The 26,478-nt window shown below is 36.2% G+C and carries 24 protein-coding genes; 9 read left to right on the top strand and 15 right to left on the bottom strand.

The window, feature by feature from the left end; translation table 11 throughout:
* Nucleotides 1-256: 256 nt before the first annotated feature.
* The 8 genes from JMN32_RS26440 (at nt 257) to JMN32_RS26405 (ending at nt 10,572) form a co-directional block, all read left to right on the top strand.
* Nucleotides 257-2,320 carry a T9SS type A sorting domain-containing protein gene (locus JMN32_RS26440; RefSeq protein WP_202859422.1) on the top strand — a complete coding sequence of 688 codons (2,064 nt, stop codon included), beginning with the start codon at nt 257-259 and terminating at the stop codon, nt 2,318-2,320.
* A gap of 100 nt (nt 2,321-2,420) precedes the next feature.
* Nucleotides 2,421-4,484, top strand: a complete 2,064-nt coding sequence (locus tag JMN32_RS26435; protein ID WP_202859421.1) for a PP2C family protein-serine/threonine phosphatase — start codon at nt 2,421-2,423, stop codon at nt 4,482-4,484.
* 43 nt (nt 4,485-4,527) lie between these two features.
* Complete coding sequence (locus tag JMN32_RS26430; RefSeq protein ID WP_202859420.1) at nt 4,528-4,866, top strand: STAS domain-containing protein; 339 nt, start codon at nt 4,528-4,530, stop codon at nt 4,864-4,866.
* A complete protein-coding gene (locus JMN32_RS26425; protein WP_202859419.1) occupies nt 4,863-5,282 on the top strand; it encodes an ATP-binding protein in 420 nt (139 codons plus the stop codon). The genes JMN32_RS26430 and JMN32_RS26425 overlap by 4 nt, the downstream gene beginning before the upstream one ends.
* Nucleotides 5,283-5,368: 86 nt before the next feature.
* The gene (locus tag JMN32_RS26420; protein WP_202859418.1) at nt 5,369-7,357 is read left to right on the top strand and encodes a peptidylprolyl isomerase; all 1,989 of its coding nucleotides are present in this window, start codon (nt 5,369-5,371) and stop codon (nt 7,355-7,357) included.
* The gene (locus JMN32_RS26415; protein WP_202859417.1) at nt 7,338-8,225 is read left to right on the top strand and encodes a peptidylprolyl isomerase; all 888 of its coding nucleotides are present in this window, start codon (nt 7,338-7,340) and stop codon (nt 8,223-8,225) included. The genes JMN32_RS26420 and JMN32_RS26415 overlap by 20 nt, the downstream gene beginning before the upstream one ends.
* Complete coding sequence (locus tag JMN32_RS26410; RefSeq protein ID WP_202859416.1) at nt 8,209-9,552, top strand: peptidylprolyl isomerase; 1,344 nt, start codon at nt 8,209-8,211, stop codon at nt 9,550-9,552. The genes JMN32_RS26415 and JMN32_RS26410 overlap by 17 nt, the downstream gene beginning before the upstream one ends.
* Before the next feature lie 45 nt (nt 9,553-9,597).
* Nucleotides 9,598-10,572 carry an AAA family ATPase gene (locus tag JMN32_RS26405; protein WP_202859415.1) on the top strand — a complete coding sequence of 325 codons (975 nt, stop codon included), beginning with the start codon at nt 9,598-9,600 and terminating at the stop codon, nt 10,570-10,572.
* On the opposite strand, the gene JMN32_RS26400 is transcribed toward JMN32_RS26405, so the two are convergent.
* The 6 genes from JMN32_RS26400 to cysC all read right to left on the bottom strand — a co-directional run bounded on the left by JMN32_RS26400 (nt 10,565) and on the right by cysC (nt 15,739).
* Complete coding sequence (locus tag JMN32_RS26400) at nt 10,565-10,999, bottom strand: Rieske (2Fe-2S) protein (protein WP_202859414.1); 435 nt, start codon at nt 10,997-10,999, stop codon at nt 10,565-10,567. The two genes, JMN32_RS26405 and JMN32_RS26400, sit on opposite strands and share 8 nt — an antisense overlap.
* The gene (locus JMN32_RS26395; protein WP_202859413.1) at nt 10,992-11,852 is read right to left on the bottom strand and encodes a 3-hydroxyacyl-CoA dehydrogenase NAD-binding domain-containing protein; all 861 of its coding nucleotides are present in this window, start codon (nt 11,850-11,852) and stop codon (nt 10,992-10,994) included. Before JMN32_RS26395 ends, JMN32_RS26400 begins: the two co-directional genes overlap by 8 nt.
* Nucleotide 11,853: 1 nt before the next feature.
* Nucleotides 11,854-12,879 (bottom strand): phenylalanine--tRNA ligase subunit alpha, encoded by a 1,026-nt coding sequence (gene pheS, locus JMN32_RS26390; protein WP_202859412.1) that lies wholly within the window; start codon nt 12,877-12,879, stop codon nt 11,854-11,856.
* Between the two features lie 7 nt (nt 12,880-12,886).
* Nucleotides 12,887-14,167: a sulfate adenylyltransferase subunit CysN gene (cysN, locus tag JMN32_RS26385; protein ID WP_202859411.1), complete on the bottom strand. Its 1,281-nt coding sequence runs from the start codon at nt 14,165-14,167 to the stop codon at nt 12,887-12,889.
* Nucleotides 14,168-14,231: 64 nt separating this feature from the next.
* A complete protein-coding gene (gene cysD, locus JMN32_RS26380) occupies nt 14,232-15,137 on the bottom strand; it encodes a sulfate adenylyltransferase subunit CysD (RefSeq protein WP_202859410.1) in 906 nt (301 codons plus the stop codon).
* On the bottom strand, nt 15,137-15,739 hold the full coding sequence (gene cysC / locus JMN32_RS26375; RefSeq protein WP_202859409.1) for an adenylyl-sulfate kinase: 603 nt from the start codon (nt 15,737-15,739) through the stop codon (nt 15,137-15,139). Before cysC ends, cysD begins: the two co-directional genes overlap by 1 nt.
* Before the next feature lie 81 nt (nt 15,740-15,820).
* Here cysC and cysQ point away from each other — a divergent pair, with 81 nt between their 5' ends.
* Nucleotides 15,821-16,588, top strand: a complete 768-nt coding sequence (cysQ, locus tag JMN32_RS26370; RefSeq protein WP_202859408.1) for a 3'(2'),5'-bisphosphate nucleotidase CysQ — start codon at nt 15,821-15,823, stop codon at nt 16,586-16,588.
* Here cysQ and JMN32_RS26365 read toward each other — a convergent pair.
* The 9 genes from JMN32_RS26365 to JMN32_RS26325 form a co-directional block, all read right to left on the bottom strand.
* Nucleotides 16,585-17,640: an MraY family glycosyltransferase gene (locus JMN32_RS26365; RefSeq protein ID WP_202859407.1), complete on the bottom strand. Its 1,056-nt coding sequence runs from the start codon at nt 17,638-17,640 to the stop codon at nt 16,585-16,587. The genes cysQ and JMN32_RS26365 overlap by 4 nt on opposite strands.
* Before the next feature lie 102 nt (nt 17,641-17,742).
* Nucleotides 17,743-18,828, bottom strand: a complete 1,086-nt coding sequence (locus JMN32_RS26360; protein ID WP_202859406.1) for a DUF1972 domain-containing protein — start codon at nt 18,826-18,828, stop codon at nt 17,743-17,745.
* Nucleotides 18,815-20,116, bottom strand: a complete 1,302-nt coding sequence (locus JMN32_RS26355) for an O-antigen ligase family protein (protein WP_202859405.1) — start codon at nt 20,114-20,116, stop codon at nt 18,815-18,817. Before JMN32_RS26355 ends, JMN32_RS26360 begins: the two co-directional genes overlap by 14 nt.
* Before the next feature lie 100 nt (nt 20,117-20,216).
* Nucleotides 20,217-21,323, bottom strand: coding sequence for a glycosyltransferase family 4 protein (locus JMN32_RS26350; protein ID WP_202859404.1), 1,107 nt, complete (start codon nt 21,321-21,323; stop codon nt 20,217-20,219).
* Nucleotides 21,320-22,429 (bottom strand): hypothetical protein, encoded by a 1,110-nt coding sequence (locus JMN32_RS26345; protein WP_202859403.1) that lies wholly within the window; start codon nt 22,427-22,429, stop codon nt 21,320-21,322. The genes JMN32_RS26350 and JMN32_RS26345 overlap by 4 nt, the downstream gene beginning before the upstream one ends.
* On the bottom strand, nt 22,419-23,636 hold the full coding sequence (locus tag JMN32_RS26340) for an MATE family efflux transporter (RefSeq protein WP_202859402.1): 1,218 nt from the start codon (nt 23,634-23,636) through the stop codon (nt 22,419-22,421). Before JMN32_RS26340 ends, JMN32_RS26345 begins: the two co-directional genes overlap by 11 nt.
* A complete protein-coding gene (locus JMN32_RS26335; protein WP_202859401.1) occupies nt 23,626-25,074 on the bottom strand; it encodes a capsular polysaccharide export protein, LipB/KpsS family in 1,449 nt (482 codons plus the stop codon). The genes JMN32_RS26340 and JMN32_RS26335 overlap by 11 nt, the downstream gene beginning before the upstream one ends.
* A 9-nt stretch (nt 25,075-25,083) precedes the next feature.
* Complete coding sequence (locus tag JMN32_RS26330; protein WP_202859400.1) at nt 25,084-25,890, bottom strand: phytanoyl-CoA dioxygenase family protein; 807 nt, start codon at nt 25,888-25,890, stop codon at nt 25,084-25,086.
* Nucleotides 25,891-25,978: 88 nt separating this feature from the next.
* Nucleotides 25,979-26,458: an acyltransferase gene (locus tag JMN32_RS26325; RefSeq protein ID WP_202859399.1), complete on the bottom strand. Its 480-nt coding sequence runs from the start codon at nt 26,456-26,458 to the stop codon at nt 25,979-25,981.
* Between the last annotated feature and the right edge of the window lie 20 nt (nt 26,459-26,478).

The following is a 26,478-nucleotide window of genomic DNA, read 5'->3' as shown; positions in this document are numbered from 1 at the left end:
TGTTTTTTTGTATAATTGATCTAAAATCAAATATTTGACTGAGTATTTTTGAAGCTTTTGCAAAGTCAGAAACATGGTTTTTTAATAAAATGCCATAAATGGCAAAGGCTTTGAGGTAGGAAAGCCAAGTATGTCATAGATGATAAGAAATTTGAAAAACATACTTAAGTGTAGCAATTGGTTTATTGAGGTCAATTAGAAGGAAGTAATGAACCTTTGACCATTTTGTTACAAGACCCAACCAACCCCATATAATATGAAGACTATAGTTAAGGCGATTGTCCTATTATCAATCTTGCAACTGGCTGTATGCAGTCAGTCTTTTGCATGCTGGCCTACCGGTAATGTTACATGGACAGGAAATACCGATTCAGATTGGAACAAAGCTTCCAACTACAGTGGTAACTGGGGGGCGCTCCCTGATAATCAGGACCGTATAATTATCAACCCAAGCAACTATGCTAATGCTCCTGTTATTAATAATGACCCTTCGTTTTCTCCTGCATCAATTAGTTTGAGTAATGGCGCAAGTCTTACCATTAACAGGTCAGTGACCACTACCTACTTTGAAGTAGGTAACGGTAATAATACTGTTGCAATTCAGAGTAGCAGAAGCCTTACAGTTAGCGAGGATTTTTTGTTAAGCTCAAATAATGGAACTGTTGTACTTTCGGGTGATGGAGGTGTTGCAGTTAATAATGATGTTATTTTTGAAAATAATTCAACAACATTAACAAATAATACTACAGGTAATTTTAACGTTCAAGGGGATGTTGTACTGGATGCCAGTGCGTCTACCTTGGAAAATAGTGGTAATATATCCATAGCTGGAGATTTGCGAACCAGTGGGTTCCAGGCAGCTGCCAATCGCGTAGAAAATGATGTTAGTGGTGTATTGACCATTGATGGAAATATTGACTTTAATGGTGCCGCCAACACTGTGGTTAATTATGGTGTTGTTAACCAATCCGGTAACTTTACCGGGATAGATTTGCTCTGCGATTTCCAAAATCGGGCTGGTGGTACATGGAATTGGTTTTTTACCGGGGGGACTCCTGACCCAGATATGTCTACGGTCTTGTCTGCAAACGGTACTGTAGTATATGGAGGAGCTGGTGATCAGCCTGTTTTAGATGTAGCATATACTAACCTGGTGATTTCTGGTTCAGGCACTAAACAATTACAAGGGAGTACTGCTGTTACCGGTACACTAACCCTTTCAAGTGGAAAACTGGCTCTCAATAATTCGGATCTTATTATTGGGAGCTCAGCCAATATAGCAAATGCTTCTTCATTAAACTATATCATTACCAACGGTACAGGCAAGTTAACTCAAAATGGGATAGGTTCGGGAGGTCGTACAGGAGAAGTATTGTTTCCGATAGGAACGAGCACGTCAAGTTATACACCATTAGTTATTAATAACTCTGGTACCCTAGACAATTATTCAGTAAGGTTGGCGTCAGCAGTTTATGAAGACGGATATTCGGGGGTGATTCAAACCTCTGATGTGGTAAATAAAACATGGTTTATTGATGAGGAAGTAATTGGCGGGTCAGATGTGTCTTTGACTTTTCAGTGGAATGATGCTGAAAATCTAAGCGGTTTCTCACCAGCAAGTGTAAAAGTAATTCACTATAACGGTACTAACTGGGAGGTTCTTGCAACAGGCGGCGCTACGGGATCAGGAACTTACACAATGTCTGCGTTGAATGTATCTTCGTTTTCACCATTTGGAATTGAAGGTGATGCAGGTACCCTTCCAGTTGAGTTATTGTTCTTTCAGGGAAGTATGCAAGGTGATGTCGCTGTTCTGGAGTGGGGAACAGCATCAGAGCTTAATAATGATTACTTTACATTGGAAAGATCTTCAGACTTGGAGAATTTTGAGGCCATTACAACAGTAAAAGGTAAAGGCACAACTGAAGAGCGTCAGGACTACAAATATTATGACAACCACCCCAGCAAGGGAGTTGCATATTATAGGTTGAAGCAAACCGATTTCGATGGAACTTTTACTTATTCTGATGTTATAAGAGTGAACAACATTGTACTTTCTGAAGCTCCGGAATTAAATATGTATCCTGTACCTAATAATGGAGATCAACTTACACTTAGGCTTACGCATTTAAACTCAAAGGAACGTGAGGCTTCTGTTTTTATATATAATACACAAGGGCAAGTTGTGCACCAACAGCAGGTTGCTATTGAAGACTCTAATGAAATAGCTTTAAACTTTAAAGAAAAACTTCCGACAGGAGTTTATACCCTTAGGGTGAATACAGGTCAGCCATTGACAAAACAATTTAGTGTGAGATAATTCGTTATATACGCCATATTTGAGAGCCACTTTAATACCTAAAGTGGCTTTCTTATTATACGAGATAATATAATTTGTTATCTTCATGGCGTTTTTAAATATGCTAAGTAAGAAAGCAATCATACGACTCACAACACTGTTGGCCATTATCACTTGGGTGGTATTGGTATTTGGTGATCTGTCTATTGTTTTTAGCACTACACACAATTTGAAGCCAGGTATAGGTCGTGAAATTCCGCCTATAATGTTGAGCCTTTTTATACTCTCTCTTTTTGTCTTTTATAAGTATCGAATTGAAAAGGCAGAGAGCATTAACTTCGTAGATCTTTTATGGAAGGTATTTGTCACGGGGTTGATCACTACAATTGTATCATTGTTTTTTAGGCTGTTTTTAAACCTGTTGGGTAGTACAAAATTGGCTGAGAATGTAATCTTTCTGGACTTCATTTATTTATCTAATTTAGGTTTGATCAGTGCATTTCTGATCTCTACATTCATAGTGTGGAAAAGGCTTATTCTTTATCAAAAGTCAAAGTTTTTATTGACCGCCTGGCAGATCTTTGAATACTCTTTGTTATTCAGTTTACTATACAATGTTTTGCCAATACCGGCTGTACAGGACCTTGAAGAGTACTATTCCGCACTACTTGTGCTTATGGGTATTTTCCTGTCGGCTAATATGAAGTGGGTGGCATATCTGAATTTTAAGCAAAAATGGAAAAGCATTCTGCTTATAGCGTTGGCTATGTTCTACCTGGGATATTTCACCTTTACCCTTTTCAATTTGGCAGATGATATTGGTGAATCTACAACCCAGTTTACCGATTTCAGGAGCAATGTTTTTATACTGGCGCTAATCGCATTCATTTTTATATATGCACTATTCTCGTTGCTGGTAATACTATTTAACCTACCTACATCATCAGTTTTCGAACAAAAACTTGAAGAGGTAGTTAATTTTCAAAGGCTTAGTCAATCCATACAAACAGAGCAAAATGAAGAGCGTGTATACGACATTTTGCTAGAAAGTGCTGTCAGCACTGTTTTTGCGGATGCTGCATGGATTGAGATCATCAGGCCTGGAGAGAGTAACCAATTTTATACACAGGGGATATCAGTAAAAGAGATACAGAATATAAAGCAACATATCAGCGATAATAATGTAAGAGGGATACTCGATCAGAGTAGTGATAAAACTATCAATCTGAATAAGTACCTTTCAACACTCAAGGGATCAAGGTTCAGATCTATCCTTGCTTTCCCTATTTATGTTAAGAATCAGCAATTGGGAACCTTAGCCCTTCTTAAAGATGTAACTGATGGGTTTAACAAGGAGATGACAAAGATCATTGATACTTTTACTAATCAGGCTGGTATATCAATAGAGAACTTCAGGCTGTTGTCAGAGGCTCTTGAGAACGAACGTTATAAAGAGGAGCTTAAAATTGCTAAGAGGGTGCAAAGTAGCCTTCTGCCGAAGGAGTTGGATCATGATGGGGATTATGATATGGTAGCTTTTTCTGAAGCCGCAGATGAAGTAGGAGGTGACTACTATGATACCTACCGAGTAAGCAGGAATAAAATAGCATTAATTATAAGCGATGTGTCTGGTAAGGGAACATCAGCTGCCTTTCATATGTCACAAATGAAAGGAATCTTCCATAGCTTCGCTCAACTTGATCTTTCACCTAAGGAGTTTTTGGAAAAGGCCAATCAGGCACTAAGTCAGTGCCTTGATAAAGCATCCTTTATCACAACGTCATATTTTGTGATTAACAGTACTACTAAAACAGTAGAATTCGCCAGGGCTGGCCATTGCCCTACATTATTTTATGATGCTCAGCTGAAGAAAGGCACCTACTTCCAAAATAAGGGGCTCGGACTAGGAATTTTAAGAAACGGTGAATTTGGAAATTATATCCAAACCAATGCATTTCAGTATAAAAGAGATGATATCGTAGTGCTTTATACCGATGGAGTTACGGAGGCGAAGAATGTTCAGGGAGATGAATTCGGATATGAACGCCTGCAAAAATTCATTGAAAAGGTAAGCGCTTTAAGCGTACAGGAAATACAGCAGAAATTAATAAATGAACTTTATGAGTTTACAGGTACAAAATCAATAGATGATGACTACACAACACTGATCATTAAATTTAATTGATTTGTACTGATGAACATAAGTCTAATAAATACGTAAAACAATTATGGTTGACATAAAACGGTTACAGGAAGAGGACCACGACGTTATAGTTATCATTGGAGAGGTTGATGCCAGTTCCTCCATTGAACTAGATAATGCTATTAGCGAGGCGGTAAAAAGTGGAAAGAAAAAGTTCCTGGTGGATTGTACTTCTCTTGATTATATATCCTCTGCTGGCTTAGGTGTATTTATGTCTTATATTGAAGAGTTCAAACGAAATGATATTAACCTCGTGATTTTTGGTTTGAATGATAAGGTTGCTAATGTTTTCGAAATTTTAGGTCTTGACCAATTGTTGAAAATAGAGGGAACAAAGGAAGAAGCAAAAGCTCTGCTAGGATGAAGTACTGTTATAAAGTGCCGTGTAAGAAGGAAATGCTCAAGGAGATCAGATGCTTTGTAAAGGAGGTGTTGGAAAAGCATGGACTTTCTGAAGTCGATGTAAGCACATTGGTGTTAGCAATTGACGAAGTTTGCGCAAATCTCATTATACATTCGCATTGTTGTAACCCAAAGGAATCTATAGAGGTTGAGATCAATGTGGATAAAGACAAAGGTTTGATTTTCAATATCATTGATAAAGCTGAGATTTTTAACATCAATGAATATCAGGAACCGACTCTGGAAGATATCATCAAGAAGCAGCGGAAAGGAGGGATTGGCCTAATACTGGTCAAGAAAATTATGGATGATATTCAAATTTATTCTGACAAAAAGAAACACATTTGCAGACTTGTTAAAAAGATTCCCATCAATTAGGTCCTCCTTCTTTACTTATTCCAACATATCCCCATTTTTTCCTATTAATTTATTAAAATTGCAAGGTTCCAAAATTATTCTACAAGATGAAGTTTCACGTTTGGTTTATCCTTATATTAATAGTTAGTTGTAAAGTATCATCCGATGTTTCAAGTGTAAAACAGGACGATAGCCCGGTTAAATCCACGAAACTATTTGATGTAGGTGGTGAATCGGTTTACACAGATGAGTTTGCCTACGTCTATAAAAAGAATAATGTAAACAATGATAGCGCCTTTACCCATGGCGATATTAAAGATTATCTCGATCTCTATATAAAGTTTAAGCTAAAGATCGCAGAAGCAAAAAGCCGTGGGATGGATACCACAGATGCTTTCATCCGTGAGTTTGATACTTATAAAGAACAACTTAAAAAACCTTACCTGTCTGAGAATCAAGTTACAGAGAAGTTGGTCGCAGAAGCTTATCAGAGGTATAAAGAGGAGGTAAATGCTTCACATATTCTTATTCAGGTAGATGCTCAGGCTGCACCCGAGGATACTTTGAAGGCATATAGCAAAATTTCGGAGATTCGAGAGAAGGCAATGAATGGTACCGATTTTGGAAAGTTGGCCAAAGAGTACTCAGATGACCCATCAGCTAAAATGAATAAGGGAAACCTAGGTTACTTCACATCTTTTCAAATGGTTTATCCCTTTGAGTCCGCTGCATATAATACAGAAGAAGGAAAAGTCTCCAAACCAATACGGACTAAATTTGGGTATCACATAGTTAAAGTCCTTGACAGGCGACCAAGCCAGGGTAGTGTAGAGGTTTCACACATTATGATCAGGATTAAGCCTAATAAAGCAGATTCCCTTGAGTCAAGAAATAAAATTTTTGAAATATACGATCAGGCTGTAGGGGGGGTAAGCTGGGAAGATCTTGCCAAGCAGTTTTCTGAGGATATAAATACTAAAAATTCTGGAGGGCTTTTAAAGCCGTTTAAAGTTGGGCAAATGCCTTATGCTTTTCAGGAATCGGCCTTTGCATTGGCTCAGCCTGGAGATATTTCAGATCCGGTAATGACCCCATACGGTTGGCATATTATAAGGCTGGAGAAAAAATATCCACTTGAAAGTTTCAAGGAGCTGGAGCCGTCTATAAAATCAAGAATCAACCGTGATTCAAGAGCTGAGTTGAATAAAAAAGTACTAATTGAGAGGCTTAGAAAAGAAAATGGTTTCGAAGAAGCAGATGCCGTGCAGAAAATATGGAGCCATGCGGATAGTACGTTGATCAAGGGGAGGTGGAGCTACCCTAAAGAGCATGAGATACTTGATGATGTGTTGTTTAAAATAGCTGATGAAAAATATACAGTTGAAGATTTCTTTAAGTATTTGGGACGAGAGCAAAGGCCTAACTCTCATTCTCCTGAAGTTTATATGAGGTTGCAGTACAATAATTTTACTGATGATCGCATTATATTTTATGAAGAGAATCATCTTGAGGAAAAGTATATCGATTACAGAATGCTGGTAAATGAGTATCGCGAAGGGATTCTGCTTTTTGAACTTATGGAACAGGAGGTGTGGAATAAAGCCGTAGAAGATACAACAGGTCTTAAGACATATTATAACGAGCATAAAAGTGAATATCAGTGGGGACAAAGAGTTGATGCCGTTATTTATAATTCTGACAAGAAGGATGTGCTTTCAGAAATTAAAGAGCTAATAAACAGCAATGATTCACTGGCGTTGGTTAAAAGCACGTTAGAGAAGCACTATAACAATAAAACTGCATTAACTTTGCAGGTTACAGAGGGTGCTTTTGAAAAAGGGGATAATGATACTGTTGATCAGGTAGAGTGGGTGCCGGGTGTTTATAATTTGGATGTATCTGGAAGGTCTAATCTGGTTTGGGTTAAGGAAGTTTTGGAGCCTGCTCCCAAAAAACTTGACGAGATTAAGGGACTTGTGATATCCGATTATCAAAACTATCTGGAAAAGCTTTGGGTGAAAGAGTTAAAAGAAAGATACCCTGTAAACATCAATGATAGCGGACTAAATTATATTTATGAGAAGTTGGAGAAATAATTATATCTCGTTTGCACTCATTTTTACTGGTATTGTTTCTGGGTGTGACTTAATTAAAATGAAGGACGGGGTGCAGGAATCCGGTATGACCAGTGATCCTGTGGCAAGAGTAGGAGAGCAATATCTTTACCCGGAAGACCTTGAAGGTATAGCCCCAGGAGGTATGAGTAAAGAAGACAGTACAGAACGTGCGCAAAGGTTCGTTAATAACTGGATTAGAAAACAACTTCTTATCCAAGAGGCTGCTACTAAAATAGAGTTTGATGAAGCAGAAATTGAAAGGAAAATGTTGGATTACCGGTATAGCCTTATGGGATACGAGTACCAGTCATACTACGTAAATCAAAACCTGAATGCAGAGGTGACAGATGAAGAGATTGAAAAGTACTACCAAGAGAATATCGATAACTTTATCCTTAAGCAGAACATTATTCGTGGTAAATTCATAAAGCTACCCAAGGGAGCCCCTAAAACCAAAAAGATAAAATCATTATTACTTTCAAACTTAGATGAGGATAAGGAGGAGCTGAACTCATATAGTCTAAGTTATGCGACGCAATATCAGCTTGATGATTCGGTATGGATGGTATTTGACGAAGTGATAAAAAATTCACCACTTGCGGAGATTCCTAATAAAGTACAGTTTTTAAAAAATCAGAAGTACATCGAGCAGTCGGATGATCAATACCTGTATTTCCTGAAAATTGTAGAATACAGGATTTCAGATAATGTGTCTCCGTTGGAGTTTGTTAAAGAAGGGATAAAGAATATCATTATAAATAAGAGAAAGGTAGAGCTGGCTAGGCAGCTTGAAGAGGATGTTTATGAAAGAGCAACTAAAAACCAGGAATTTGAAATCTATAATTAAATCAGTGTTATTATCAATAGGGTTGGTACTGTTCATGCCCTTGTTGTTGAGAGCCCAGAGTAGTGGAGTAGTCGTTGATAAAATTATTACAAAGGTTGATAACTACATTGTGTTGAAATCTGACTTGGAGACTACATACCTTAACTATCTAGCTAGTGGAAACCCTGCTACTCCTGATGCAAAATGTAGAATTCTAGCTCAGCTTATAAGTCAAAAGCTGATGGTGGCAAAAGCGGAAATAGACTCTGTAATTGTAACTGACCTGGAGGTTGACAATAACCTTGACCGGAGAATGCAGATGATCCTTTCCCAGTATGGAGGTTCAGCCGAGCAACTTGAAGAATATTATGGTAAAACCGTAGAAGAGTTTCAGGCTGATATTCGTGATCAAATTAAGGAACAGTTGGTAGTACAAAGAATGCAGGAAACCATAACATCAGGCATCAAAGTTACTCCTTCTGAGGTTAAGAAATTCTTCAACAGCATACCTCAAGATAGCCTTCCTTATTTTTCAACGGAGGTTGAAGTGGCACAAATTGTGAAAATACCTACTGTTGGAAAGGAGCAAATAGGCGCTGCCAAAAAGAAGCTCAACGATATTAGAGCTAGAGTAATAGCAGGTGAGAGCTTTGAAGCACTTGCAAAGGAATATTCTCAGGACCCAGGTAGTGCCAAGTACGGAGGAAATCTTGGTTTTGCAAGAAGAGGTATAATGGCCCCAGAGTTCGAGGCTGCCGCGTTAAAACTGAAGCCAAATGAAATTTCCAGTCCTTTTGAAACACAATTTGGTGTGCACATTGTGCAGCTGCTGGAGAGAAGAGGGAATGAATATAACAGTAGGCATATCTTATTGATGGCTGAGCCTTCTTCTGATGATATGCTGGATGCAGAAAACTTTCTGGATAGTTTGAAGACGAAAGTACAGGCCGATAGCATTACTTTTGAAAAGGCTGCAAAGGAATATTCAGATGATTCATATACTGCGGGTAACGGAGGCTTTTTTATGGATGATTTAGGAGGAACCAGGGTTTCTGTTGAGGATCTTGACCCTGTTGTTTTCTTTACTCTTGATAGCATGCAGGTAGGACAAATAAGTAAACCTATTAAGTTTAGAACTGATGGAGGAAAAGAGGCAGTTCGTATTTTATACTATAAATCTAAGATCAAGCCTCATCAGGCAAACCTGAATGATGACTGGCAGAAGATACAGGCTGCTGCATTGAATCAAAAGAAATCAAAAGCACTGAATGAGTGGTTTAACAAAGCTCGAGAAGATGTGTTTATAAGCATTGATGAGGCGTACGACTATTGCGGAATTATGAATTGACAAAATTTAATTACATAGTTCCGTAAAACAACCAAAAATGCATATATGAAAGAGTTTAGTACAGAAGTGGAAGCTGCCGATGCATTGCATCAGGCATATAAAAAGTTAACTGCAGAGATCGGAAAAGTGGTTATCGGGCAGGATGAAGTTGTTAGATTGCTGCTGACCTCTATATTTTGTCAGGGACACTGCTTATTAGTAGGTGTGCCTGGGTTGGCTAAAACTCTTTTGATACAAACTATTTCATCAGCTCTTGATCTTAAATTTAGCAGAATACAGTTTACTCCAGACTTAATGCCTTCTGATATTTTAGGGGCAGAAACCTTAGATAAAGATCGTAATTTTAAATTTATCAAAGGACCGGTTTTTGCAAACATCGTTCTTGCGGATGAGATTAACAGAACTCCTCCTAAAACTCAGGCAGCATTGCTTGAGTCTATGCAGGAATATGCGGTTACTATAGCAGGGCAAAAGTATGACTTGGAAAGGCCGTTTTTTGTACTAGCTACACAAAACCCTATTGAGCAGGAGGGTACTTATCCGCTTCCTGAAGCTCAGTTAGACAGGTTTATGTTTAATGTACTTCTAGACTACCCTGCTTATGAGAAGGAAGTTGATATAGTGAAGAGCACAACATCAGATGTAAAGGCAAAAGTCGAGCATGTGCTTACGGGTGATGAGATCGTTTATTTTCAGCATTTGGTTCGTAAGGTGCCTATTGCAGACAATGTGATAGAATATGCAGTGAAGCTTGTTCACAAGACCCGTCCTAATACTGATAAAGCAGCTCAGGTGGCCAATGATTATCTGGAGTGGGGAGCCGGTCCCAGAGCCTCTCAATACCTGGTAGTTGGAGCTAAATGTAATGCATTGTTAAACGGCAAGTACTCTCCCGATATTGAAGATGTTATGGCTGTGGCTAAGCCTACTCTTCGACATAGGATTGTTAGAAACTTTAAAGCCGAGGCGGAGGGCGTATCTATAGATGATATTATAGATAATCTGATAAAAATTAATTAATTGGCTCATCAGTGATAGTGAGTGTTCTTCGATTTAAGCTCACCTGGTATTCTCTTAAAGGAAACTGAGCCGGACCACCTGTTGGATAGCCATTGGTAAAGCTAAATGAAGACTTACATGAGGGGTCGGTCATATAAAGTTCAGAGGAGTGAACATTTACAGTAGAGCCAGCCTCGTATGGTCTGTAAGAACAATTTCTTTCATATGCATGGTATGTTGAGGTGTTTTCCCTGTATAGAATAATCCCTCTTACTCCTTCACTTAATAAAATATATCCGCCATCTACAGCTAGGTCATTATATTCAGGAAGGTCCAATTGAATATACACATCAGGGAATGAGGCAAATGGAATCTCTTCTCTATAGGGGGAATCATTGCATGCGGATATTAAAAGCAGAGCACTTAAAAAAAAAGTAAACTTATTCATAGTTATAGAAGCCTTTCCCTGATTTGCGGCCATGATGCCCTGCATCTACTTTTTGCTGTTGAATTCTGCTAGGTCTGAATTTAGCATCCTGATAAAAGGAGTTGTACATTGATGTAGTAACACTAAAATTGGTATCTACACCAATAAGGTCCATTAATTGAAATGGTCCCATTTTAAATCCAGATGATTGAATCAATTTATCAATTGTCTCCACGTCAGCTACTCCTTCTTCCAATACCTTTAACCCTTCTACATAAAAGTGTCTTGCCACTCTGTTAACAATGAAACCGGGAGAATCTTTTGCCATTACAGCCACTTTTCCAAGTTTTCCAGCAAACTCTTTAGTAAGCAACGCTACCTTATCATCTGTTGCCGCTCCTGAGATCACTTCTACTAACTTCATGATATGGGCTGGGTTGAAAAAATGCATGCCTATAAAGCGTTCAGGGTGCTTTAAACCAGCTCCAATTTGAGTAATTGGTATGGAAGAAGTGTTAGTGGCCAGAATGGTATTCTCAGAATTAATGCTTTCCAATTTTGAAAATACCTTTTGCTTAACTTCCAGCTTTTCAATAATGGCTTCAATAACGAAGTCAGCTTTAACTTCATTAAGTTCTACCACTGTTGAAATATTTTGTAGGGTGGTTGTTTTTTGTTCGTTAGTAACCTTCCCCTTTTCAATTCCTTTTTCAAGGTTTTTTTCTATTGACTGTAATGCTTTATCAAGCGCTGAATTTTCAATGTCAAAAAGTATGGTTTTGTATCCGACCATAGCGGCTATTTGAGCTATACCCTGGCCCATAGTGCCTGCACCAATAACGCCTACACTCTTGATATTGTCAATAGAGTTCATATTAATGAAGTGTTGAAAATTGCTTCAGGAATCGTACATCGTTCTCCGTATATAACCTGAGGTCATTTACTCTGAACTTTAACTGCGAAATACGTTCTATACCCATACCAAAGGCGAACCCGGTATACTCTTCATTATCAATTCCGCAATTGGCTAACACGTTGGGGTCTACCATGCCGGAACCGGCAATCTCAACCCATCCGGTGTATTTGCATAGTTGACAACCATCACCTTTGCAAATTTGGCATGAAATATCAATTTCAGCGCTGGGTTCTGTGAATGGGAAGTAAGATGGGCGGAACCTGACCTTTGTGTCTTTACCAAACATTTCTTTAGCAAAGTGATAGAGGGTTTGCTTAAGGTCTACGAAACTAACATTTTTATCTATATATAAACCCTCAACCTGATGGAATACACAATGAGCTCGAGCTGATATTGCCTCATTTCGATATACACGCCCGGGCATTATTGAGCGTATGGGAGGCTTTTGCTTTTGCATGAGCCTTACCTGAACGTTAGAAGTATGTGTTCGCAGCAAAATATCAGGATTCTTCTCTATAAAGAATGTGTCCTGCATTTCCCTGGCTGGATGATTTTCAGGAAAATTTAATGCCGTGAAGTTATGAAAGTCATCTTCTATCTCAGGGCCATCGGCAACATTAAAGCCAATCCTTTCAAAAATCTCGATGATTTGACTCCTGATATAATTAAGAGGATGCATGCTGCCTAAAGTATGCCCTGCCGATGGCAAAGTCAGATCCTCATGATCAGATGCTCCCCCTTGAATGGAAGTTTCTAAATTATCAATTAATGCTTTAAATTTTGCCTGTGCGGCTTGCTTTACCTCATTGACCTTCATGCCAAATGCCTTCTTTTGGTCATTAGGCACATTCTTTAATTCTGCAAAGAGGTCACCCACTACACTTTTCTTGCTTATAAACTTAAGCCTGAATTGTTCCAGTTCTTCTTGGGTATTGGCTTTAGCTTCTTCGACCTCTTTTAATATGACATCAACTTTTTCCTGCATATTTCTATTAAATGATCATTCCTGCTGCCACGGTTTCATTGGTGGCTTCATCTATAAGTATCACACTTCCTGTAATTCTATTTCTGCTGTATCTATCATAGAATAGAGGTTTTGTAGTGCGAAGAGTAACACGAGCAATATCATTCATGCCAATGTTTTTGTCATCCTCTAACCTATGTAGGCTATTGATATCCATTTTGTAGTGAATGTTTTTCACCATGCATCTAGCATCACTTGTGGTATGTTTGATGGCATATTTTCCATTCATGATCAATGGCTTAGCATTCATCCAGCATATCATGATATCTATATCCTGACTTACATTAGGCTTATTATTTTCTCTAACAATCATATCGCCACGGCTGATGTCAATATCATCTTCTAGCTGCATGGTGACAGACATCGGAGGAAATGCCTCTTCTAGCTTTTCATTAAATACTTCTATACTCTTTATTTTAGAAGAAAAACCCGAAGGTAAAACTGTTATAGAGTCACCTGGCTTAAAAATTCCTCCTGCAATTCTTCCTGCATAACCACGATAGTCATGGTACTGGTCAGAGTGAGGACGAATGACATGTTGTACAGGAAAGCGGCTGTCTATATGGTTGTGGTCGCTTCCTATATGAATGTTTTCCAACAAATAAAGAAGAGTTCCTCCTTTATACCAAGGTGTGTTTTCAGACTCATTTACCACGTTGTCACCTTTTAACGCACTAATAGGTATGAACCTGATATCTTTTACGTCAAGTTTTGAAGAAAACGACTCAATTTGGTCTTTTATATCATTATAAATTTTTTCATCATAATCAACAAGGTCCATTTTGTTTATACAGAACACGACGTGGGGTATTCCCAGAAGTGCTGCAATAAATGTATGACGATGGGTCTGCTCTACAACTCCATTTCGGGCATCTACCAAAATCAGGGCAAGGTTAGCCGTTGAAGCTCCTGTAACCATGTTTCTGGTGTACTGGATATGCCCCGGAGTGTCCGCAATAATAAACTTTCTTTTTGGAGTGGCAAAGTATCTGTAGGCCACATCAATAGTAATGCCTTGTTCTCTTTCGGCCCTGAGTCCGTCAGTAAGAAGAGCCAGGTTTACATTGGTATCCCCTTTTCGCTTACTGGATTCTTCAATGGCTTCGTATTGGTCTTCAAATATAGATTTGGAATCATATAGAAGTCTTCCTATCAATGTACTTTTACCATCGTCTACACTTCCAGCGGTTGTGAAGCGCAGCAATTCCATATCAAGGTATCCGTTTGAGTCTCCGTTATTCACACTCATTTGATTATTAATGTTTTTAGGTTGATAGCAATATTTGGTTAAGTCTGGGGGTATTAACCCTGAATTAGAAGTATCCTTGTTTTTTACGGTCTTCCATTGCTGCTTCTGATCTCTTGTCATCTGATCGGGTACCCCTTTCGGTTTGTCTTGTTGCTGCGACTTCAGTGATGATCGTTTCGAGTGTAGAAGCTTCAGATTCTACAGCTCCTGTACAAGTCATATCACCAATAGTTCTGAACCTGACAACTTTTCTGAAGGGTTTTTCTGTGTCTTTCTTTTGAATGAAGTCGCAGTCGGCCATAATGACATTGTCACGTACAAAAACTTCACGCTCATGGGCAAAGTACAATGAAGGTAATTCAATATTTTCTAATAGAATGTATTGCCATACGTCCATTTCAGTCCAGTTACTGATAGGAAATACTCTGAAATTTTCTCCAAAATGTTTTCTGCCGTTGAAGATGTTCCAAAGTTCAGGTCTTTGGTTTTTAGGGTCCCACTGGCCAAATTCGTCACGATGTGAGAAGAACCTTTCTTTTGCTCTAGCTTTTTCCTCATCACGTCTTGCCCCACCAATGCAAGCGTCAAACTTATATTTTTCGATGGTGTCAAGAAGGGTGACCGTTTGAAGCCCGTTTCTGCTGGCATTATATCCTTTTTCTTCTACAGCTTTGCCTTCATCTATAGATTGTTGAACAGAGCCTACTATTAACTCTACTCCAAGTTTTTCGACATACTTATCTCTGAACTCAATAGTTTCAGGGAAGTTATGCCCTGTGTCGATATGAACTAAAGGGAATGGAACTTTGGCAGGGAAAAAAGCCTTTCGGGCAAGGTGAGCCACGGTTATTGAGTCTTTTCCACCAGAAAAAAGGATGGCAGGATTTTCGAATTGAGCTGCTACCTCGCGAATAACATAAATTGCTTCCGCTTCCAGTTCTTTTAAGTGTGTTAGATTGTAAGCCCTCATTATGATTTGCTGTATTTTACTTTTGGAAGAATATATTTTAAAAGTTCGTTTAGGTTTTCTTCAGCCGAATTTTCTGCTGTATTTAATTCCACATTTGGGTTTCCCGGGTGCTCAAATGGAGAGTCGATTCCGGTAAAACTTTTTATTTCTCCCCTCCTGGCTTTTGCATATAACCCTTTTACGTCTCTCTGTTCACAGACCTCTAATGGACAGTTAATAAAAACCTCACAATACTTATCTCCTATTATTTCTTTTGCCATTGCCCTGATCTGCGCCGTAGGACTAATCAAAGAGCAAATCGTTATCACGCCATTGTTGGCCAGAAGCTTTGAGGCTTCGGCGGCTCTACGAATATTCTCTGTACGGTCTTCCTCGCTGAACCCCAGATTGTTATTAATCCCAGTTCTTAGATTATCCCCATCAAGCAGGGCAGTGAGGTAGCCTTCGCTATGCAAGCGGTTTTCAAGTGCACGTGCAATTGTGCTTTTACCTGATCCGGAAAGACCAACCATCCATATCACAAGGCCGTGCTGTTTAAGCAGCCCTTCTTTTTTGCTGGTACTCAGTATAGAATCAAATATCGGGTGTATGTTTTCAGCCATTTTCACGAAAATTTGAGTGACAAAAATACAATTAATTACTATAATTTATAAATGAGCCACACATTTGTGTAGTTTTGTTTTATGGAAATTAACATAAAGCAAGAAGAACTCATTAACCTTTCCCGTAAAGCGGGAAGTGCCATAATAAAGATATACAATGATCTTGAGTTGGCTGGCGATGTTGACTATAAAGATGATAACTCGCCTCTAACCTTGGCAGATAAAGCTTCTCACGAAGTGATCATGGAAGGGCTTAAAGAGCTTTACCCTGATATTCCAATCATCTCTGAAGAAGGTGATCAGCTAAGGTATGAAGACAGAAAAGATTTTGAGTATTTCTGGCTGGTGGATCCTTTGGATGGAACGAAGGAGTTTATTAACAGAAATGGACAGTTTACTGTAAATATTGCTTTGATGAATCACAATTCTCCCGTTGCAGGCTTCATTTATACGCCAGTGCATGATAGCTTGTACGTAGGTATCAAGGGGGAGTGTGCTTACAAGGTTGAAAAGGGAGAGAAAGCTGATCTGAAGGTTAATAATTCCACAGGTAATAGAATTGCTGTAAGAAGTAAATCGCATGCATCTCCTGAGGAGGAAGGAGTACTTGAGAAATATGATGTGGTTAATGATATCTCCGTAGGTAGCTCGTTGAAGTTTTGTATGGTGGCAGAAGGAAAAGCGGATATATATTATCGTCACGGACCTACAATGGAATGGGATACAGCAGCAGGTCAAGCAGTACTTGAGAGTGCAGGAGGCAAAGTGTTGAAAGGAACAGGACCTGAAGTTTTTAGCTACAACAAAGAAAACCTCCTTAACGGTAGCTTTCTGTGTCTGGGTTTTTAGGATCTATTCAGTTTCCTGATAATCAGAAAATCTAAGGTTAGGCTTAGGATTATCGAAAATACAAGAATGAGAGGCAGGAAGATTGCATCATCAAGCTTGTAGCAAACTATAGCCAAAACAATATAGCTTATATTAAGTGCTCCCAGTGCAATTGCAGTCTGGGAGTGCGTAAGACCCAACCTCATCAAAGCATGATGCATATGATTTTTATCCGGAGTAAAAGGCGATTGCTTTTTGGATAATCTAAGGATAAAAATTCGTAGAGTATCGAATAGAGGTATAATAATAATACAAATCGCTGTTGTGATTGACGCCTCAAATTTGTACGGACTTGTATCTGGAAGCTGGTAATTGAAATCTATAAAGTTAATAGCCAATACGGAAAACAAAAAACCAATTACCAGTGCACCTGTATCCCCCATGAAGATTTTTGAGGGTTCCCAGTTAAATGTTAAGAAGGCCACAACGGCTCCCACCATGCTAAGTGCCAATAGAGCTGTTAATGTTTCTCCAACTAAAAAGAACCAGATGCCGAATGTGGATAAGGCGATGGTAGCAATTGTGCCGGCTAATCCATCAAGTCCGTCGATGAGGTTAAAAGAGTTGGTGACAACAATAATGGTAAAAATGGTGAGTAGGTAACTCACAAGTTCAGGTAACTCATATACCCCAAAAAGTCCATAAAAAGAGTTTAAACCAATACTGGTTAGTATGATTACCATAGAGGCAGCTATAAGCTGACCTAGCAGTTTATAAATAGGTTTGAGAGGTACAATGTCATCTCTCATACCTACGACAAATATAATAGAGACTCCTGCCAGGATGAATTTAAAATCTTGAAAACCATCGATAGGCATCCAAATTATCAAGGATATGAAAAACCCCATAAAAATGGCGATTCCTCCCAGTGATGGAGTTGTTTTTTTATGTATTTTCCTTCTGCCCGGCGTATCCATCATCTTCTTTTTCTTTTTTGAAAACTTGATGATCACTGGGATCACTAAAAAAGTAATGATGAATGATGTAGCTATTGCTAATGTAATCGAAGTCATCTAGGGTTTATTAGATGCGCAAAGGTAAGGAAATCTTGCTATGTTAAAAACAATAAGAGCAGGATACAAAATTTAAAAGGTTAGGTTATTTGTAAATATGGGTTAGGGGTGGAAAAGCTTTCCATAGGCTTTTGAGATATTATTCCAGTCATAATTTTGATGAGCGATGTTTTGAAGAGTCTTGCCCATTTTATTAAGTTCAGGGGGTGAAGGTAAATTTTCAAGAATTTCAATTAGATCGTCTGAAAAATTGAAAAAGAGAGCCTTATTACCGGTTGTATACCTATTATAATTTACATTGAAGGCAATAATTGGTAAGCCAAGCCACATGGCTTCTACTAGTGAAGGGTTTGTTCCTCCTGCACTATGTCCATGAATGTAAATACCACAATTGCTTCTTAACTCATTCAGCTTTACCTGGTCATAAATTGGGTCTAACAAGGAGATGTTGCTGAAGGTCTTGTACTTACATTTCAGTTCAATACCATATTTGCTTGCGTCCCAATTACCTACAATAAGAAGTTTGAAGTGTGTCTTTGAAAACGCTTCCAAGATTACATGAATGTTGTTTTCTGGCTCGATTCTACAAACGGCGAAAGCATAGCTGCGGCGTGATATTTGATATTTCTGTATGCTTGCATTTGATAATGTGCTACTGATGGCATGGCTTCCCCCATAAGCAATTAAGGTGCTGCATTTATCATAACTCTTCTGTACATGCTCTTTAATCCCGATGTTGTCTGAAATTACATGGTGTGAATACTTTACTGCTAGTTTTTCCTGCCATTTTAAATAAAACTTGGCCCATTTTCCCCATTTTTCCCTTTTCCATTCCATTCCATCTATATTAGTTATAATAATTTTAGATGTCATTAATTTGACAAAGGGAAGCATAAAAGCACCACTTACACCTAAGACTAATAAAACTTTGGAATTAAAGAGAGCGTGAAGGATGGATAATGAATCATATAGAATACTCCACTTGCCATTTGCATTTATTGGTAAATAAACTAATTCAGCACCTAGATATTTTTTGGACTTGTTTGCATAATGCTTTGAGCTGCAGTATACTTTAAAAGAATATTTGTCACCAAGATTAATGATCAGTTGTTCAACTAACGTTTCAAACCCTCCATATTTGGCAGGCAGGCCTACTGTACCAATAACTGCTATCTTATTGTTTTTCAACTTTTTCTTTTAAATTTTCTAATTTGGCGATAAATATAAATAGAACGGTGGTAAATAACCAGATGCCCTTCTGCCTTTCAAGAATAGACTCTGTTAGTGCTAAACTTGCCAACAAATAAACAACTATCAATCCTAAATATGAATTAGTATTATAACTAGTTTTTAGAGCAACAAAATAAATAGCCAATAATAGCAGTAATCCCACTATGCCATTATCTATTAATGTTTCTAAATATTGGTTATGAGCATTATAGTGCTCTTTTGCCGCAATACTCAGACCGTGTTTTAAATACGCTCTATCGAATTGTGTTTGGTCCCCACCTGAGCCGATACCGAATATCCAATTATCTTTGATAATTTCTTGATATAGTGCATTGAAAGAAGCTAAACGAAATGATGATCCTCCAAAGGATTTTTCAGTTGGGTTTTTATTTATGGAAAGTAGGTCAACGATCCTCTGCTTATTCACATGATTTATTGATAGTTCGAATGCAGAGATGCCCGTTATCGCAAGAATAAAGTACAGGGAATATCTGTATTTTTTTGTGTTTATAATGTATTTTATTACTAATATGAAAATGCTTACTGTAGAAAATAATAAAACATTACGCGAAGATAGCATTAACATAAACATGAACATTAATATGGCAACCGCACTAGCTATGGCTTTGCTTTTAAATAACTTTACTTTTGATGCTGATAGGTTCAGTATTTGCAATACGCAGATGTGAAGTACAATTGAAACGGCAAATGAAAATAGTGTAGGGTGAAAATTAATGGGTTTAGTAAGTAGTAAATTTGAGAAATACCAAGCATTGAAATGGAAAAAACCCCTGTTCACCTGTAGACCCTCTTTGAAATTAACATATACGGCATTTGATAGACAAATAATAATTGCTAAAAAAACACCGCCAACAAAAGAATATAATATCAATTTGTGATGTTTTCTTATTGCTTTAATGTTTAAGAGGATTGGTAATAAAATTAGAGCAATTTTTTTTCCGTATTCTACTAAAGCATTGTTATAAAAATAGGTTTCACTTGAGAAGTCAAAGCCTCTTAATATAAAATATACATAAAATAGACATATTGCTATAAAAATTCTTTTAAAGGATCTGTCCTTGATGTAACTTAAGAATTCTGTTCCTTTGAAATTTATAGCCCATCCTAATACTAGGGCGATAAGACCTATATTATTGTATCTGACTTCAAATGGAAGTAGAAATAAAAATAGGCATAAACTATATATATATATATACTCTTTCTTTACATTATCATTTAACCACATCTTTTGTCGGGTATTAGTTATAAGAGATATTATTTCTTAATGGACAGACAAACTGAAGAATTTCAGCAGGATAACGCCTAAGTTAGGGTTGAAAAGTATATTATAGGTTATGCACTTCTTTAAAAACTTGAGTTAGCTGTTTTTGATATTCATATAAACTAAATTTTTGGGCTTTTACCTTAGCGCTTAAACTGAATTCTTTATAGATATCTAGTTTATCATATAATAACATAATCTTCTCTTTTATTTCATTTATATCACGAGTGTTTACATGAAAGCCATTTTTGTTATTATCTACAATCTCTGTTGGTCCACCAATATCAGGGACTATTGCTGGAATGCCATAAAAAAATCCTTCCAAGATAGTTAAACCAAAAGTTTCAATCCAATCTTCTGAAATAGATAAGTTTAATAGTAAGTTAGAATTAGCATACAAATCATTGATATTATATGAACTGTCTAATATCAATAAGTTGGTAATGTCTTTGCAGCTATTTTTCAATTCTTCAATAGCTTTTTTTTCTCCATTTAGCATCATAGTGAATTGAATATTATGGAATGATTGCATCTCTTCAGCCAGTTTAATCATGGTATGGGTACCTTTGAAGATTTTGTTTGAAGCTATTAGAATTACATTGAATACTAAACGGTTGGAATCACTTACTTTTTTATGTTCTTGAGCGCTTAGAAAAGTCGAAGATACAGTGTTATAGATAACTGTTGATTTGGTTTTAAGTCGAGGAGCTACTTGCGACCTCAGGTATTGCGATACATAAATAATATAGTCACTGCAAATGGAAGCAATTTTAAAAGTTAGTTTATCCATAAGCCAATTTCTTAGCCTAACTTCATGAACATAATAGATTACTTTCTTTTTAAGTATTTTACCTGCAATTGATGCTGAAAAAGGATATACTGTATTAACAAGTACAATGCAATTATCATTGTAGTGATTAACAATTATTTTAAAGAACAGCTGGGTCTGTGCAATGAGCAGTGCGACAATTGTAAAGAGAGGAAATTTGTAAAACCTGTAATTTATATATCTATATTTTACATTTAAATTAGATAAGAATCCCTCGCCTTTGTTAGTATAGAGTTCAATTTCATAATTTTCACCCAGTATATCTATGGCATTCCTCAGCACATTAGGAGAACCACTAAAATCATTCAGTAAATGAACACAAATTATTTTTTTTTTATTCATATTTTTTCGGGAAGATGAATCTGTTTTTTAGGGATAAGGAGATAGTTAAAATATAGAATAGATATTAAAGAAGTAGAATATAGGATTTGTTCTATAAGAGCTATTAGAATAAGAGAAATAATAAACATTGATCCACGTGCAGATATAGAGTTAACCTTAATTACAGCATTAAAGGACAGTAACAGAAAATAGATAAGTCCGATGATACCTATTGCGGACCAAAGGTTGACAAAAAAGTTATCTTCTTTACTAGGTACTCCACCCAACCAAAAACCACATTCTTTTATCTCTAATAGTTGATGAGCATTATTGTGGACTCGTGACATAAGGTTATTTCCATATTCCCATGCCGCCATATTTTCCCAATTCGTTGGTAACAGCCATGTTGGATTGAATACCAAAATGCTTATTAAGGTAGACATAATGATAAGTATTAATGCTGTAGCTAATTTATTGAGAAGACGTAGCTTAGTCAATGGTATGGTAAGTACTAGTGTAGTGCTTATTAATAATACTGATATTGTTTTGGTAAAAGGGTATGTTAGACAAATGAAAATAAAAGCCAGAAGTAACTTTATAGAATTCTTACTGATATAGGCTAATAAAAAACCAAAGAGAAGTGTAAAAGAAAAGTAGTTTGGGTTATTAAACCCAAACTTGTATAATAAAGACCCATCATTGTAGAAATTGTTTTCTAGGACTTTGACTTGAATTAAAAACAGGATGAATATTGGGAAAAAGATAAAATAGGAACATAATGTTTTTATAATATACCTTTTGTTGTCATCGCTTAAATTGTGATAAATAATTGTAAGTGAGATTAGTATTAATGTATCAATTGCAAACTTTGTTATTCCTGATACAGCGATAACTACAATGATTAAAATGAAAAAAAATAGCGCTGCTCGTGGTATTTTAATTTTCCTTTTAGCGACAAAAAAAAGTACTATAATTAATGTAAGTACAGCCATTCTGAGAAGAAATATGCCGTCTTTGAGGGATTCATTATTATTGAAATTTTCTAATAATGAAACAGGAAAAAGCATCATTAAAAATACATACAATAAGATCAATATACCTTTCGGTTTTTTTACTTTAAATCCCATTGTTAAAAATAGCTTTGTTTTTCAGCAAAGTTAAAAATAAGAAAATACCCATGACTAAGAGATAAGAAAAAGTATATGATATCTTAAGGTATACAAGAGTGATTATTTGACTGTTATTAGATAATGCAATATATAGTAATGTAAAGTATAAAATAGATGCAATTACATTTGATAAAAGAATTTGCTTATGTCTATCAAAAGCAAATAATAAACAATATATAGGGCCTAAAAAAATATAAGGAATTAATGCAATTAATGTGATTTGCATTGGTTCCACTAGGTAGCTGTACTTTTCAAAAATCAGAGGAACAACGTATGGTAAAAGTACATATGCAAGGCATATAAATGGTAGAATTAAGAGCAAGTTCATCTTAATATGCTTTTTCACATTAGCCATAATAGCTTTTTTGTTCCTTTTATCTTTAATATATTGAGGGAAAAACATTTCTACCACTGACCCGGGAACAATAATCGACAGTGAAAAGACCAAAATAATAATGCCATATTCTCCTACAGTGGCTAATCCAGAGAATGCTTCAATGAAAAATCTATCAAAATTATTAGCTAGAAATTGGAAGAAATTAGTTAGGTAAATAATACTTCCAACTTTAAAAAATATAAGACTATATTGTTTTTGTAACCAGACTTCCTTTATGGGTTTTAGTTTTATTTTTTGTAGATAAAAAATAAAGACCATTAAAGAAACAATAAAAAAGGAGACTGCAAGCCCAGTTAATCCAAAAAGTATTAATCCCAATATGGGAAATGCAATTGGTATTATTCCTCCATAAAATGATGAGCTAATAAAATAATTTAATTTGTCCGTTCCTCTGAAATAAACCCTTATTAAAGTAAATCCGGAAATAAATGCTCCCCCAGACCCATAAATAATGTAAAACCAATTAAAACCATATCGTAGTGTTATGAATAGTAGAATCAGACAGGAAACACCTGTATTAATATAAATACATATGCTTAGTCTTAAGCTATTTAATTCATCATTTGTAGATTCAGGAAGCCTGCGATCTAAACCATAGCGGTATCCTAAATTAGCATATTGAAAGGTTCCGGCTATCGATTTTCCAATATTATATCGTCCTAATTCTGTTAGTGATAGCCATTTAATAACAGCAAAGGAAAGTAATAAATTGAAGGCTTGTATTACCGCAGATGTAGATAAGAATTTAAATATAATTCTAAGATTCAAAACGCTTTATAATTTGACTGCTAACCTGTTCAACAAATTTTTGATTGACTTCTTTTTTATATACAGCACTTCCTGGGTAAGTTATTTGATAATATGCTTGAATATATTTTATGGGGTCAACTACCTCTATATCTTCGATTTCATTTTTAATTTTCTTAAAAAGTTCGTTAAAATTGTTTATGACTACACAGTTAGGGTGAGTTTCGTAAAAGCACCTGCCTAAAGCAAAGGTTTTTTTATTCATGATAAGTGCTTCATAGCCCATTGTATTTGTAGCTGTTATTACTCCTTTGGACAGGCTTATTAATGATTTTGCTCTAATATTATGATTGACTAATTTGACATTTGGCAATGCTTTAATTTTCCTATAAAAATCGACCTTGTTAAATCCAACGGCACTTGGATGTTCCTTAACAAGAAGAGTATAATTGAAGGGTAACTGAATGGAAATGTTTAAAATATTGTAGTATTCATTTATATAAATAGGGGACCTTACCGAGGTAGAAGCTTCAGGATGAAATTGAATAGGATAAATAAGGTAATTAGAATCTGTATCTAATTGCTCTATGTTTTGAATGTCATACAATTTATTTATACGGGGTAGCCTAAACTTCCTCCTTACATTCCTTTTAAAATATGCCCAATTAATGAGTAAGGCAGGGTTCTGAAAATTAAAGAAATTTTCCTGCAGGCCATATTTTTTGAAAAATCTCAAAATAAATGTTATTTGAAATAATTTACTTTTATCCAGATATTTTGATGCTAGATTTTTCTCTAAAAGTTTACGTTGGCCAGACATATAATCTGGCTCAATAGCCATGAAGTTAGCATAATAATCTTCAGCCCAGTTTCTGCTTTCAATGTCGGCTTCGGAGGTGGCCTTAATTATATCTCTATAGTTATTCATAATGGCTTGACTTTCAAAAAAAGGATGCTCCTCAATTGAAAATCTATTTGGAAGGGCTGTTGCTGCTAAGCCAAGGTAGATGGCATTATTCTCTTTGCCAACAAGGTAGGCAGCGTAAGCAAAAGAGTTACTTACATTTTCATAAAGAATAGCATCGATATCTCCGGAAGAGAATATTTCGGTAAAAAAATTTAATAGGTTCGCTATTACGGATTTAAAATAAAATGAATCTTTCTTTTTGTGAAGCCCATAGGCCGTTATTCTCTCGTAGTCTGAAAAAAACATTGTCCATAAATCTTCATCATAAAATTTCTTTGTACTTATTTTGGTATTTCTGTAATTTTTCTTGAAAAAATCTGAAAAAATAATAACCTCGTCATCACTTGAAAAGTAAGATTCATATTCAAAAAACGTGAAAGTACTATCTAATGCATATATGACTTTGTGTCCTTTTTTTATTAAAGCACGTCCAATTTCTATATAAGTATAACCATAATGAGGAGCCTGGTTAATTAAAATGAGAGTTTTCATACGTATTTCTTATTTTATTACCAGTCTATTTATATACTTGGAGTAATTGGTATAGCCATTTACTGTGACTGGCTTATACTTAATATATCCTATAGGTGATAATGAGTATTCGATTTGCAAGAGCAATCTATTTTCCGACCGTGGGAGCTGTCCTTTATGAATGCCATATGTGTCTTCAAGGAATGCATGACCTTTTGGGAAGATGAGAGTTTGAATTAAATCTTGATTAAATGAAGCTTTTACTTCCTCATCACTTAACCGTTTGATTTTTCTTAAATTTTGCGAGCCAGAGCTTTTTTCTACATAGATATGAGGTCCTGATTCTTCAGTAACATCTGTTAAATAAATGAAAAACTTGCAAAATTTAATATCATCGTTATCTCTATGAAAGTTTTGTGCTTCTTGTGCAGATTTTCTTCCTGCAAAGGACCACCAAGCATTAATGTTACTTATCGTTGGGGTAGCTTTAAGATAGTCTTTGACAATTTCAAGTATTGATGAATTATTGGCGATTTCAAAAATTATCTTTTCTTTGATTAAGTCCTCTCTTTTATAGCTTGCTGTGTGGGTTGTATCATCCACCTTATCGATTGTAAACTCTCCTAAGTTTTGTTGCCAGGGATCAAAACAATTTAATTTATTAATATATTTTGTTAGTTTATCAATTACGTCATCATTAATAATTTTCCCTAAATAGGTCAGGCCTTTTTCTTCCAATTCTTCTTTGTGTTTATCAAGATTTGTAAGTTCAAAATGAATACTGTTACCTTTTAATTCTCTTTCAATTATAAAACTTGCGGCAACTTTTTGAAACAAAGCTCGAAGTTTTGGGCTTGTGCTTATCTTTGAATAAAAAAGTCCCTTAATCCTGTTTATATAATATATCATTTTGATTATAATAGTTTTATCTTGTAATCTTTTTGTCAAGGAGCCTCATTGACTGTCCTACTACCACGCTATTAGGAGCTACATTTTTTGTCACCACTACGCCAGCACCGATGATTGAGTTTTCCCCAATGGTTACACCTCCTAAAACTATAACATTGGTGGCAAGCCATACTCCATCTTCGATGGTAATAGGTTTGGATTGATGTTTATAAGGGGGAGGCGCATTTAAATTCAATCCTGCCGTTTCTAAAATGACTCCTTTTGATATTCTTACAAAGTTGCCAATAACTATTGGGCTCATGGCTCCAAGTGTTGAGTAGGGCCCAATTGTTGTATGTGCACCAATTTTTATATTTTGTCCATATTTAATTTCCACTGTCCAGTTACCACTGGTATTCTCTCCAACTTCTCTAATCAGGGTCTTTAATTTTAGATAACTTAATTTTCGATATATAAAATCATGAACTCGTAATATAAACCCAAATAGTTTTTTCATTTGTTCTATAATGTACTTCT

Source organism: Fulvivirga marina (genome assembly GCF_016775155.1).
Taxonomy (GTDB): domain Bacteria; phylum Bacteroidota; class Bacteroidia; order Cytophagales; family Cyclobacteriaceae; genus Fulvivirga; species Fulvivirga marina.
This window is presented reverse-complemented; position numbering and strand designations above follow the sequence as displayed.